14 protein-coding genes are annotated in these 12,442 nt (G+C 68.0%); 1 reads left to right on the forward strand and 13 read right to left on the reverse strand.

The genetic code is table 11. The features are described from left to right. Positions 1-10 precede the first annotated feature (10 nt). The 5 genes from A6B37_RS13800 to A6B37_RS13820 form a co-directional block, all read right to left on the reverse strand. Positions 11-1,000 (reverse strand): tripartite tricarboxylate transporter substrate binding protein, encoded by a 990-nt coding sequence (locus A6B37_RS13800; RefSeq protein ID WP_102773259.1) that lies wholly within the window; start codon positions 998-1,000, stop codon positions 11-13. Between the two features lie 144 nt (positions 1,001-1,144). Next, entirely contained in the window at positions 1,145-2,059 is a 915-nt protein-coding gene (locus A6B37_RS13805) for a LysR family transcriptional regulator (protein ID WP_102773258.1), read from the reverse strand. Positions 2,060-2,078: 19 nt separating this feature from the next. Further along, positions 2,079-2,840: an FCD domain-containing protein gene (locus A6B37_RS13810; RefSeq protein ID WP_111826070.1), complete on the reverse strand. Its 762-nt coding sequence runs from the start codon at positions 2,838-2,840 to the stop codon at positions 2,079-2,081. A 26-nt stretch (positions 2,841-2,866) separates the two neighbouring features. Then, positions 2,867-3,778 (reverse strand): fumarylacetoacetate hydrolase family protein, encoded by a 912-nt coding sequence (locus A6B37_RS13815; RefSeq protein WP_102773256.1) that lies wholly within the window; start codon positions 3,776-3,778, stop codon positions 2,867-2,869. A gap of 38 nt (positions 3,779-3,816) precedes the next feature. Further along, a complete protein-coding gene (locus A6B37_RS13820) occupies positions 3,817-4,941 on the reverse strand; it encodes a cupin domain-containing protein (protein ID WP_111826071.1) in 1,125 nt (374 codons plus the stop codon). 196 nt (positions 4,942-5,137) lie between these two features. Here A6B37_RS13820 and A6B37_RS13825 point away from each other — a divergent pair, with 196 nt between their 5' ends. Then, positions 5,138-5,383 (forward strand): hypothetical protein, encoded by a 246-nt coding sequence (locus A6B37_RS13825; protein WP_111826072.1) that lies wholly within the window; start codon positions 5,138-5,140, stop codon positions 5,381-5,383. Positions 5,384-5,462: 79 nt separating this feature from the next. Here A6B37_RS13825 and A6B37_RS13830 read toward each other — a convergent pair whose 3' ends face one another. The 8 genes from A6B37_RS13830 to A6B37_RS13865 form a co-directional block, all read right to left on the reverse strand. Continuing rightward, entirely contained in the window at positions 5,463-5,720 is a 258-nt protein-coding gene (locus A6B37_RS13830) for a DUF1488 family protein (RefSeq protein ID WP_111826073.1), read from the reverse strand. Between the two features lie 24 nt (positions 5,721-5,744). Further along, on the reverse strand, positions 5,745-6,266 hold the full coding sequence (locus A6B37_RS13835) for a ferritin-like domain-containing protein (RefSeq protein ID WP_111826074.1): 522 nt from the start codon (positions 6,264-6,266) through the stop codon (positions 5,745-5,747). Positions 6,267-6,347: 81 nt separating this feature from the next. After that, positions 6,348-7,118, reverse strand: coding sequence for a citryl-CoA lyase (locus A6B37_RS13840; RefSeq protein WP_111826075.1), 771 nt, complete (start codon positions 7,116-7,118; stop codon positions 6,348-6,350). Further along, complete coding sequence (locus A6B37_RS13845; protein ID WP_102773242.1) at positions 7,112-9,244, reverse strand: acetate--CoA ligase family protein; 2,133 nt, start codon at positions 9,242-9,244, stop codon at positions 7,112-7,114. The genes A6B37_RS13840 and A6B37_RS13845 overlap by 7 nt, the downstream gene beginning before the upstream one ends. Then, positions 9,241-9,741, reverse strand: coding sequence for a MaoC/PaaZ C-terminal domain-containing protein (locus A6B37_RS13850; RefSeq protein WP_102773241.1), 501 nt, complete (start codon positions 9,739-9,741; stop codon positions 9,241-9,243). The genes A6B37_RS13845 and A6B37_RS13850 overlap by 4 nt, the downstream gene beginning before the upstream one ends. After that, positions 9,738-10,913: an acyl-CoA dehydrogenase family protein gene (locus tag A6B37_RS13855; protein WP_102773240.1), complete on the reverse strand. Its 1,176-nt coding sequence runs from the start codon at positions 10,911-10,913 to the stop codon at positions 9,738-9,740. The genes A6B37_RS13850 and A6B37_RS13855 overlap by 4 nt, the downstream gene beginning before the upstream one ends. After that, positions 10,906-11,655, reverse strand: coding sequence for an SDR family NAD(P)-dependent oxidoreductase (locus tag A6B37_RS13860; RefSeq protein WP_111826076.1), 750 nt, complete (start codon positions 11,653-11,655; stop codon positions 10,906-10,908). Before A6B37_RS13860 ends, A6B37_RS13855 begins: the two co-directional genes overlap by 8 nt. 8 nt (positions 11,656-11,663) lie before the next feature. Beyond that, complete coding sequence (locus A6B37_RS13865) at positions 11,664-12,431, reverse strand: IclR family transcriptional regulator (RefSeq protein WP_111826077.1); 768 nt, start codon at positions 12,429-12,431, stop codon at positions 11,664-11,666. Positions 12,432-12,442 lie beyond the last annotated feature (11 nt).

Here is a 12,442-nt window from a genome sequence, read left to right on the forward strand (position 1 = left end):
GCCCGGTTGGTTACTGGGCTTCGATCTTGGCGGCCTTGACCAGCGCGCCGTACTTCCTGGTTTCATCGGCCTGGTAGGCCACCGGGTCCAGGCCGGGCTGCGCCAGCTGGCCGCCGGCTTCCTGCATCTTGGCGCGGAACTGTTCCGACTTCAGCGTCTCGGCCAGCGCGCCGCGCAGCTTGGCGGCCACCGGCTCGGGCAGGCCAGCGGGGCCGTAGAGCGCGAACCAGACGCTGATGTCGACCGATTCGAAGCCCGGCGTCTCGGCCAGCGCCGGCAGGTCCGGCGCCACCGGCGAGCGCTTTTTCTCGGTCACGCCCAGCGCCACGATCTTGTCGCCGCGCACCTGCGGCAGGCCCGAGGACAGCACCAGCATGCCGTAGTCCAGCTGGCCGCTCATCAGGTCGGTCACCAGCGGCGCCACGCCGCGGTAAGGCACGTGCTCGGCGCGCGTGCCGGTGGACTGGTTGATCATCTCGCCGGCCAGGTGCAGCGTCGTGCCCACGCCCGACGAGCCGTAGTTGTAGCTGCCGGGCGCGGCGCCGCGCAGCTTTTGCAGGTACTCGGCCGCGGTCTTGACGCCGGCGTTCTTGCTGGCGGCCAGCAGCATGGGCTGCGAGGCGATCACGCCCAGCGCCGAAAAATCCTTCACGCTGTCGTACTTCACCGCGCTGTTGATCATGCGCGCGATCACCATTTCATTGGTCGAGCCCAGCAGCAGCGTGTAGCCGTCGGGCGCGGCGCGCGCCACGCGCTGCGCGCCGATGGTGCCGCCGGCGCCGCCCACGTTCTCGATCACCACGCTCTGGCCCAGGCGCTTGGCCAGTTCTTCGCCGAACAGGCGCGCGGTCAGGTCCACGCTGCCGCCGGCCGGATAACCGACCACCAGCGAAATGGCGCGGTCGGGGTATTCGGCGTGGGCAGACGGGGCAACGGCTAGGGCGGCGGCGGCACAGAGCGCGGCAAGCGCGCCGCGCAGCGGATGCTGGACGGATTTCATGGTTTTCTCCCTGGGTGCTGGCGTGGACGGCGGCGCCGTCTCGTTAGGTATGAAAGGGTATTCTCGGGCTCCCGGCGCGTGGCGCCCGTGCCAAGGCGGCACATTGGCGTGCCGATTCAGCCTATGGCCTCGCCCGGCGTCGGCTCAGGCCTTGCGGTTCGCGGTGGCCTGCCAGACCGCTTCGGCCAGCTCGGTCAGCCGCGCGCGCGGCCGGTACAGCCGCACCTCGAAAGCGATCTCGTCGCTGCGCCCGCCCAGGGCCGCCAGCGCGCCGCGGCGGCAGTCGGCCGCCACCATGGACCAGGGCAGCCAGGCCACGCCCAGCCCCTTGGCGACCGCGCCGTGCGCGGCGTCCAGCGAGTCGCTGCGCAGGAACGGCGTCAGCGAATAAGGCGTGGTCTCCAGCCGGTCGCCGACGATGCGCTCCATCGCCAGGCCGCCGGCATAAGTGATCAGCGGCGCGGCCTGCCCGCCTTCCTGCAGCGCGTAGCGGGCGCGGCCGCGCGTATCGGCCTGGCTCACCGGCACCAGCTTGTCGGTGCCCAGGGTCATGTAGCGGTAGCGCCCGGGGCTGAGCTGCACCGACAGCGCCGGATGCTCGTAGCAGCACAGCAGGTCGACCCTGCCCTGCTCCAGCCGGGCCGCCATGTCCTGCATCATGCCGGTGGACAGCTCCACCTGGACGCCTTCGGCCAGCACCTTGGGCGCGCGCAGCCGCAGCCGCGCGATCCAGTCGGCCACCAGGGTGCGGGCCAGGCTGCGGCCGGTGGCGATGCGCAGCACCGCCTCGCCGCCCGCGCCCGAGCTGCGGATGCGGTGGCGCACCTGCCCCATCTGCTCGACCACCTGGACCGCCGTTTTCAGCAGCGCCTCGCCTTCGGCGGTCAGGACCACGGGCAGGCGCTGGCGCTCGACCAGCGGCGCGCCGGCCCAGGCCTCCAGCGCGCGGATGCGTCTGCCGAAGGCGGGATGGGTCACGTGGCGCAGTTCGGCGGCGCGCACGAAGCTGCCGGTGCGCGCCAGCGCGATCAGGTCTTCCAGGAGTTTGAGATCGGCCATGGACGGCAAGCTTACGCCATCAGGCGCTGGCCGCCTGCCTGTCGGCCCGCGTCAGCACCTGTTCGATGAAGCGCGCGGTCTCGCGGTAATGCCCGGCCAGCGCCGCGACCGCCCGGTCGGCGTCGCGCGAGAGCGCGGCCTGCAGCAGCATCTGGTGCTCCTGGTCCACGTCGCGCTGCGGGCCGTAGGCCGTGACGCCGGCGCGCGCCGGCCGACGGTAGCGCTCGGTCTGCGCGTACAGCTGCGCCGACAGGTCCAGCAGCCAGGGCGAGCGGCAGGCGCCGATGAGCGCGTGGTGGAATTCCTGGTGCCGGGCTTCGAGCGCGTCCTCGCGCTCCGGATCGGGCATGGCCGGCTCGGCCGCGCGCCGCGCGGCCAGCGTCAGCGCATGGTATGCCCCCACCAGGCGCGCCTCCCAGGCGTCGCCGGCATGGGCCAGCGAGCGCCGCAAGGCGTCGCAGTCGATCAGGATGCGGGTCTCGCAGGCGTCCCACAGTTCCTCGACCGACAGCGGCGCGACGCGAAAGCCGCGCGAGGTGGTCGCCACCACCATGCGCTCGCTGCGCAGCCGGTTCAGCGCTTCGCGGATCGGCGAAAAGCTGCTGCCGTAGCGCTGCCTGAGCAAGGCCAGCCGCAGCGACTGGCCGGGCGCGTAGGCCCCGGCCATGATGTCGCGCCGCAATTGGCGATAGACCTGCTCGGACAGCGTGATTTCCTCGACGCCGAAGGTTCCGTCGGGCCCGGGCTCATCCTCGAGGAAGGTTTTGATTCTCGGCTTCAAGATCGGCTCCCGGCGGCGGCGCGGCGCTACACCGCCACCACCGGATGGCGCAGCGTGCCGATGCCTTCCACGCAGGCCTCGACCACGTCGCCCGGCCACAGCCATTCCTGCGGCTTGCGGCCCGCGCCCACGCCTTCCGGCGTGCCGGTGGCGATGATGTCGCCCGGTTCCAGCGTGATGCCGGCGCTGATGTCGGAAATCAGGAACGGCACCTTGAACAGCATGTGGCGGGTATTGGAGCCCTGCTTCTTTTCGCCGTTGACCGTCAGCCATAGGTCCAGCACCTGCGGGTCCGGGATTTCGTCGGCGGTGACGATGCAGGGGCCGAACGGCGCGTAGGTGTCCTGGCCCTTGGAGTAGATCCACTGGCCGGCGCGGCGGCAGTCGCGCGCGCTCATGTCCAGCATCACGCTGTAGCCGAACACGTAGGACAAGGCGTCGGCCTCGGCCACGCGCGAGGCGCGCCGGCCCATGATGACGGCCAGCTCGACTTCCCAGTCCAGCTGCTGCGTGATCCTGGCGTTGTGCTCGATCGCGTCGCCCGGGCCGATGACGGCGGTGGGCGGCTTGGAAAAGATGACCGGCTGCTTGGGCAGGTCGGCCGAGGTGTCCAGCGTGCGGCTGGACTCGGCCACGTGCTCCACGTAGTTCAGGCCGATGCCGAAGATGTTCTTGCGCGGGCGTGGAATCGGCGCCAGCAGCTTGACGTTTTCCTGCGGCAGCGCGGCGCCCACCGGCCATGCGCGGCGATGCGCTTCCAGCAGCTTCGAAGCCTGCGCCACGGCGGCCGGCCCCAGGTCGATGAATTCCAGCATGTCGGCGGGCAGCTCCACGCCCGCATGCCGCCCCAGCAGGGCCAGGTCCACCACATAGCCGTCGGCCAGCGCGCCGAGCCGGGCGGCCGCGGTGGGATGGGCGCGAAACGTTACCAAGCGCATAAATGCTCCAAGAGTCGGGAAGGGAAAATCGAAAGTGCCTAGACCAGCTTCTGCCTGCCGTCGTTGTCGCTCAGCGCTTCCTCGCGGTACAGCGCCAGCGACTTCATCACGGGCAGGTCGTTGAAACAGAACAGGCAGGCGTCGTCGTTGGACGAAAGATTGGCGTGCTCGTGGACGGCCCAGGACGGCACGCAGAAGATGTCGCGCTCGGTCCAGTCGTAGCGCTTGCCGTCGATGACCGAAAAGCCGCTGCCCTTGGCCACCTGGTAGATGAAGCTGCCGGTATGGCGGTGCGCCCTGGTGTGCTCGCCGGGCCGCAGCATCTGCATGCTGGCGCCGATGGTGGGCATGACCGGGCCGCCGGTGGCCGGGTTCACGTATTCCAGCAGGATGCCGTCGTAGGGGCTGCCGGCGGCCGTGCGCGCGTAGCGGCGCAAGGCCTCGTAGGTGGGCTCCCATTCGTACTTGAACAGCGGCGAATACGGCTTGGTCCAGCCCGACACCTGCGGACGCAGGGCCACGCCGCCCCAGGCGCCGCTGGTGTCGTCCACCGGATGCGTGACGGCCTGGTTCAGGTCGGGATGCACCGCGTAGAAGCCCGCCTCCAGCGCGTTGACCAGCGGAATGTCCAGGCCGTCCTGCCAGATGCAGGTGGTGCCGTCCTCGGCCACGCCGTGCTCGTGCCAGGTGCCGTTGGGCGTGAGCACGAAATCGTTGGCGCCCAGCGTCATCTTGTGGCCGTCGACCACCGTGTACGCGCCGCGGCCTTCCATGATGAAGCGCAGCGCCGAATGCGAATGCGCGTGCGCCGAGGCCAGTTCGCCCGGCTGCATCACCTGCAGGCCGGAATACAGCCAGCCCACCGCCGCCGCCACGTCGCGGCGGCCCGGATTGTTGAGGTAGATCACGCGCCGGCCCGCCTCTTCGGGCGACACTAGCTCGGCCGAACGCAGCACGTGGCCGCGCAGATCGCGATAACGCCACACCACCGGCACCGAGGCCGAGCGCGGCGCCCAGGGTTCGATCTTGTTGGCCACCGTCCACAGCGCGCCCGTCTCCAGACGCGCCAGTTCGGCGTAATAGGCCAGCCGCTCGGGCGAGTCGGCGACATTGGCGCGCCCGGCCACGTTTTCGCGGTAGGCGTCGTAGCGTTTCGCTTCCATCCCTAGCCTCTTTTATAAAAGAACAGGATTTTCGAAAATATTAGGCAGTTCGATGGAACAGTACAACGCCTGCAGCTAAGGGTTTTCCCACGGCACGCTTGAAAACAGGACGTATCGGCCTAAAAATTACTGTACAAAAAACCAGTATCTCGTGATACATTTCGCTCGCCCGAAAACTGCCGTCCAGGAGAGTCCTGTGTCAGAAGCCGCTCATCTCGTCCAATACATCGTCGTTCCCTATCGCGCCGCCGCCGGCGGCGTGGCGCCGGGAGAAATCCGCCCCGCCAGCAGCGAATTCGGCGCCATCCGGATCGCCAACTCCATGGCCTCCAAATTCGCCGGCGTGGCCGCCTATGAAGTCCTGGTGGACAAGGAAACCGGCGACATGGAATCGCCGCGCATCCTGGCGCAGATCGGCACCGTGCCGGCGCTGGACGACTGAGGTAGCCCCTGGAGCAGGCGCCCGTGTGCCGGCGTGACCTGCATGCGCGGGTCCGGCGGGCTACCGGTTCGAGCCGCAGCTATTGAAAATCCCCGGCACCCAGCATGATGGGCCCGTCAGCCGGCACCGACCGCGCTTCCTGCGCTGCCTCGCGTATCGCTTGCGCGCCCTGTTCGAAGGCGCGCAGAAGCTCGGTGGCGGTGTCGTCCCGGGCGCCGAAACGGCGGCGCAGCACGTCCCCCGATATTTCGAACTGCCGACGCACGCCGGACAGCTCCATGACGAAGACCACGGCGTCGCCTTGCGCCTTGGCTTCGGTGGATTTGGTGAATTTCATCGCAGATTCTCCCGGCCGAGCCCGTCAGCGCTTGGCCTGCATATCAGGAGCGTCGGTACGCGCCAGGAACTGCCGCACCAGCTGCGCGCTGTTCTGTTCCAGCCATTCGGCCATCGCCCGCTCTTCCTGCAGTATGCGCGTGCAGGTATGCGCCGTTTCGGTATCGCCGACGAATTTCGCCGCCTCGATCAGTTGCGAATAGGCGGCGATTTCCAGGTTTTCGAAGGCGAAACCGAACAGGGCGCCCTTGACCACTTCGTCCGAGGCGAAAACACCTGAAAATCCCTGGAACGTGGCCATCGCCTTGCCGGTGAGGTCCTTGACCGTCGAGGTGTCGCCGCCGCGGCGCTCGATGCACTCGCGCACCAGGCGCTGCTGTTCGCGGGTCTCGTCGATATGCTGGCGTATCCGCTCGCGCAGATCCGGATAGTTCTCGATTCGAGAAACCATGCTGTTCAGCATGGTTTCGGCCTGCTCTTCCATTGCGTGGGCGTCTCTCAGCCAATCCATCAAATGTTCGCTGGCGCGCGAGTTGTCTGTTTGCATGGCGTTCTCCGGTATGGCCGCCGGCGCGCTGCGCCGGCCGGTGCGCACTGTGCAGCATCTACCGTTCCCGCCGGCCCGCGCTCAGGGAACCTGGTTGCGCGGGTCGTCCTGCAGCACCAGTTCCCAGGCGGCGCGCCCGATCGGCTGCTTGCGCTCTTCCATCAGGTGGGCCAGCAGGCCCGCCGACCGGCCCACCAGCGCCAGGCCGCGCGCGACCATCGGGTCCAGTTCCATGTCGGCGATGATGGAGGCGATCGCGCCTACGGCATTGACCGGCAGGTTTTTCTTCGATTCCGCGCTCAGCACCTGGCTGACGGCGTCCATCAGCCGCCAATGCACGCCGTAATAGTCATGCGCGCGCGACAGCTCGCGCAGCGTCGCCACGCGCGGGTCGCCGTTGACGTGAATGGGGTGGCCCACTCCGTAGAGGGCGCGTCGTTCCTGCTTGTAGCGGCGTATCAGCTCGCGCGCCGCGTCGCGCACCGCCTCGTCGCTGGCGTCCGGACCAAGTTCGCGCGCCGCCTCGGTAAGCATTTCGGCGGCGTTCTGCATGGTGCCCAGGAACACGCTGCCCGCGCCCAGCAGCCCGGCCGCCACGGCCGCCTGCATGGCTTCGGGCGCGCCGGCGTAGGTCAGGCGCGCCGCCAGCGAACTGGGCGTGATGCCATGGTCGGCCGTGGTCACCAGGATGGCGTTGACCATGATTTTCTCGCGCGCCGTGGGTAGGCGCTCGAATGTGGTGTGATAGATCATGTCGACGAAATCGAACTTGCCGATGATTTCCTTCGAAAGATCCAGTCCGCGCACCACGATCGAGTCGATCGTGGTGTAGCCGATGTCCGTCTTTACCATGTGCTCTTCTCCGTTGTTTGAAAGCTGAGTACCGCATCCAGCGCCATCACGCCCTGTCCTTGGGGACGCACGGCCAGCGGGTTGATTTCCAGTTCCTCGATCCGGTGGGCGTGCTCGACCACGAAGTCGCTCAGCTTCACCAGGGTGTCGACCAGCGCGTCGACGTCGCAGGCGGGACGCCCGCGATAGCCGCCCAGCAGTTCGCTGCAGCGCGTCTCGGCGATCATGGCGCGGGCCGACTGCGGCGTGAGCGGCAAAAGCCGCCGGCTGACGTCCTTGAACAGCTCGATGCTGACGCCGCCCAGGCCGAACATGCAGACGTGGCCGAATACGGGATCTCGGTGTATCCCCACCACCACCTCCACAAACGGCCCGGTCAGCATGGCCTCGACCAGCACGCCTTCGACCTGGCCGGGGCCGCAGGCCCGGCCGACCTGCTCGCATATCTGCGCATGGGCGGCGCGCGCCTGTTCGGCCGAGCGTATGCCCAGTTGCACGCCGCCCACGTCCGACTTGTGCGTGATGGTCGCGCTGACGACCTTCATCGCCACGGCCTCGCCGCCCAGTTCCCGAAACGCGCGGGCCGCGTCTTCCGGCGTGGCGGCCATGCGGCTCGCCGGAACGGCCACGCCGGCGCGCTGCAGCAGGAATTTGGCGTCGACCTCGCTCAGCGTGGCGGTGCTGGCGGGCTGCCGGTTGCGTCCCAGCGGGGCCCAGTCCGGGTCGCGCTGCGCCTTCCAGCGGCCGTACTCGATGTAGCGGCGCATGGCCCGCACCGCATTGCGCACCGAACGCATCGGCATCAGCCCGCCCTCGATCATGTGCCGGTGGCCCTCGCCGGTGCGGTCGCTCATCCAGATCGGCACGATGGGCGTCTTCACGTCGCGCTGCACGCGCACCATGCTCTCGCCCAGCAGCGTGGTGGTCTGGCCGTATTCCACCGGAATCGGCACCATCACGATATCGGTGTTGGGATCTTCGGCCGTGGTCTTCAGCGCCGTGTAGGTCAGCGAGGGATCGACCAGGACCTCGGCCGTCACGTCCACGGGGTTGTCGATCGCGGCGTAGTCCGGCAGCAGCTGGCTCAAGGCGTGGCGCGTCTGCGGCGCGAACTCGGACATCACCAGCCCGCCCAGGCCGATCTGGTCGGAAGCCAGCGCCGCGGTTCCGCCGGAGAAGCAATACACCGCGATGCGCTCGCGCCCGGTCGGCTTGCCGCGCGCCAGCATCGACGCCGTGTCGATCAACTGATCTACGTCGTCGACCTCGATCACACCGACCTCCTTGAATACGGCGCTGTTGATTTCGGCGGAGCCGGAGATGGCCGCGGTATGCGACTGGGTCGCCTTGATGCCGTAGTCGGACTTGCCGACCTTGAGCGCCACCACCGGCTTGCCGCGGCGCGCGGCGTGCAGCGCCGCCGCCATGAAGCGCGGGCCGTCGCGCACGCCTTCGAGCACGCTGACGATGACTTCGATGTCGGGCGCGTCGGCCATGTAGTGGATGTAGTCGCTGACCTCCAGGTCGACCTCGTTGCCGCCGGAGAACCACAGGCCCGTGCCCACCCCTCGGTCCATGGCCTGGATGAACGAGCGTCCCAGCCCGCCGCCCTGCGACGCCACGCCGATGGGCCCGGGCCGCTGGTCGGTCTTGAACGCCGGCGAAAAACTCATGCCCAGCCGCCCGTTGACGTTGGTCAGTCCGGGACTGTTGGGTCCGTAGATGCGCAAGCCGGTCTCGGCCACGACCTCGCGCATCCGGACTTCCAGCGCGCGCCCGGCCTCGCCCGTCTCGCCGAAGCCCGAGCTGAACACGATGGCATAGCGGATGCCGCGCTCGCCGCATAGGCGCAGGGTGTCCACGACGAGATCGGCGCGCACGGCCAGGATGGCCACGTCGGGCGCGTAATCGAGATCGGCCACCGAAGGCACGCAGGCACGGCCGGCAATGGTCTGGCGGGCCGGATTCACCAGGGCCAGCCGGCCCTGCCAGCCGGAATGCACGGTGAGGTTCTCCAGCGTGCGCTGGCCGATGCTGCCCGGTTTCTCGGATGCGCCGACCAGCACGATGGATTCGGGCAGCACCAGGCGCGTGAGGTCGGCGAATTGGATGTTCGGTGCGTTCATGGGTTCTGGGCCGGCGTACGGCGCTTGAGCAGACAGGTGGCGCCCAGTTCGCAGACCACTTCGCCGCGCTGGTTGATGCCCTTGCGCAGGAAGCCGATCAGTCCGCGGTCGGGGCGGCTGGTGGTTTTCTGTTCGACCACTTCGATCTCGACGTGCAGCGTGTCGCCGATCAGCGTGGGCTTGGGAAACTTGATGCGGTTCTCCAGCACGCCGAACAGCGCCCCCTCCATGAGCTGGTTGGGAATCGAGCGCGAGGTCAGCCCCGCCATGAAGGAGGCCACCAGCATGCCGTGCGCGATACGCTGCCCGAACAAGGTGCTCTTGGCGTATTCGGCGTCGACGTGCACGCGGTTGAAATCGCCCGTGAGCGCGGCGAACGCCGCCACGTCGCCCTCGGTGACGGTGCGCGACGAGGTGCGGTAGCGGGTTCCCACGGGCAGGTCCTCCCAGTAGATCGCCGACTGCGCGATCCTCTCGATGACGTCGGATTCATTCATGCGCGTTCTCCATTGGTAAGCGCCGAGATCCCCAGGATCTCGCGGCCGATGATGAGGGTCTGGATTTCGGTGGTTCCTTCCGGGATCATGCCGCCGCGCGTGTCGCGAAAGATGCGTTCGATCGGGTAGTCCGTCGCATAACCGATGCCGCCGTGCACCTGGAGAGCATGGTTGGCCACCTGATGGGCGGCCTCGGTGGCGTAGAGCTTGGCCACCGAGCCTTCGATGCGCGCCGACTTTCCGGCCTGCATGGCGCGCGCGGCGCGATAACCCAGGGCGCGCGCCGCCTGGGTCTTCATCGTCATCTCGACGATGTGGCGTTGCACCAGCTGGTAGGCGCCGATGGGCTGCCCGAACTGCTTGCGGGTGCGCGCATAGTCGATGGACAGGTCGAGCGCGCACTGCGCCGCCCCGACCGCGCCCATGGCCACGTTCAGTCGGCCGAAGTTCAGGCCGATGAGGATCTGCCGCAGGCCCTGGCCTTCCTGGCCGAGAAGGTTGGCCGCGGGCACTTCGGCGTCCTCGAACGTGAAGGCGGCGGTTCCGGTGCTGCGCACGAACATCGTGTCGACCGGCCGCACGTCGAACTGCGTATGCGCCTTTTCCACCAGGAATAGCGACAGCCCGCCCTGGCAGGTGTCGCTGAAGCAGCGCGCCACCACGATGCCGAAATCGGCGAACATGCCGTTGGTCACCCACAGCTTGCCGCCATTGAGCACGTAGCGGTCGCCCCGCTTGTCGGCGCGCGTCTTGACTTCCGCCACGTTCGATCCCACGTCCGGCTCGGAAATCGAGACGAACGTGCGGCGTTCGTTGCGCATCAGGGGATGCAGGAAGCGGTCTTTCTGCTCGTCGGTGCCGTAGGCGTCGATGATGCCGCCGACGATGTTCAGGCCGTTGATCAGCGCGCGCAGCGACAGCCAGCAGTAGCCGGCCTCCTCCATCATCACGGCCCAGGTCAGGTAGTCGATCCCCAGCCCGCCGGACGACTCGGGCAGATAGCCGCCCAGATAGCCGAAGTCGCGCAGCTCGCCCAGCACCTCGAAGGGAAAGGTCTTGTCGGTCTCGTGCTGGAGGATGAGCGGATTGACGCGGTCTTTCAGGAAACGGCGGATGTTGTCGCGCAACAAGGCATGCTCGGCGCCCAGGCCGTCGGCGTCCAGGTCAGCCATAGCGGCCTCCCGTGACGAAGAGCGTGGTGCCGGTGATGTAGCGCGCGTGCTCCGAGGCCATGAACGCGACGGCGCCGGCGATGTCGCCGGGCTGCCCCGGAAACGGCACCTGGTTCTTGGCCTGGGCGTTTTCGAGGATCGTGTCGTAATTGGGCAGGCTCTTGATGTAATCGGTTTCGATGAAGCCGGGCGCGATGGCGTTCACCGTGACGCCCTTGCGGGCCTGCTCGAACGACAGGGCGCGCGTGAAGCCGACGATGCCGGCCTTGGCGCTGGAGTAGTTCGTCTGCCCGGGGTTGCCGAACAAGGCGCGCGAGGCGATGTTGATGATGCGGCCCCAGCCGTTCTCGTGCATATGCGGCAGCGCCGCCCGGCAGCAGTGAAAGGCGCCCTTGAGCGTGACGTCGATCACCAGGTCCCAGTCGGCCTCGTCCATCTTCAGCAGCGTGCGGTCTTTCACCAGGCCGGCGTTGTTGACCAGCACGTCGATGCGGCCGAAGGCTTCGCGTCCGGCCGCCACCATCGCCTGCACCTGGGCCTGGTCGCGCACATCGCAGCGCAGGCCGATGGCGCGCCCGCCCTCGGCCTCGATGGAGCGCGCCATCGCCGCCGCGGCGCCTTCGTCCAGGTCGCTGATCACCACGGCCATGCCCTCGCGGGCCAGGAAGCGGGCGGTTTCGGCGCCGATTCCGCGCGCCGATCCGGTGACGATCGCCACGCGGTCTTGCAGTTTCAAGTCCATGTTTGCTCCTACTTGGATGGGAAAAACGGAGCAGCCGGCTGGCCGTCCAGTATTGCGCCGCGTACGTCGCGCAGCGCCTGCAGATATTCGGCATGGTGTTTGTCGACACGCTCGGTCGGCCCGGCCAGCGACAGCGAGACGGCATGTCCGCCCAGCCAGCCCGAGACGGCCAGCGCGGTCACGCCTTCGGCGCCCTCGCTGCGCGTGTCGTACCAGCCGCGCCTGCGGCCGGCCTCGATATTGGCGATGAGCTTCCCTGGGTCTGTGATCGTGTGCGGCGTCACCGCCTTCAGGTTCAGCCTCGCGACCTCGGCGCGCAATTCCTGCGGCGGCAGCAGCCCCAGCAGGGCCTTGCCGAATGCCGAGGCATGCACCGCGACGCGGTCGCCGACATCCAGGATGTAGCGCAGCGGACGCCGGCTGGGCAGCGCCGCCGCGACCTTCACCGCCAGGCGTTCATGGACGCCGAAGAACGCGGTTTCGTTGGTGCGCTCCACCAGCTGCTCCACCGCTTCCTGCGCCACCGCGGACATCGGATCGTTCTGCCTGAACTGGCACGCCATCTCGAACAGGCGCCCGGTGGGATAGAACTGCCGCGTCTTGGGCGTGCGCATCAGGTATCCCAGCGAATGCAGCGTGTACAGCAGGTCGGAGCAACTGCTGTCGGCGAGCGACAGCAGCCGCGCCATGTCCGAATTCGACAGTTCGCGCTTTTCCCTGGCGAACACCTCGAAAACCGCAAGCGTGCGGCCCGTGGCAGGTATCAGATTGGGCATGGAAAAATCCT

Source organism: Achromobacter sp. HZ01, assembly GCF_003267925.1.
In the GTDB taxonomy this organism is placed as follows: Bacteria; Pseudomonadota; Gammaproteobacteria; order Burkholderiales; family Burkholderiaceae_B; genus Achromobacter; species Achromobacter pulmonis_A.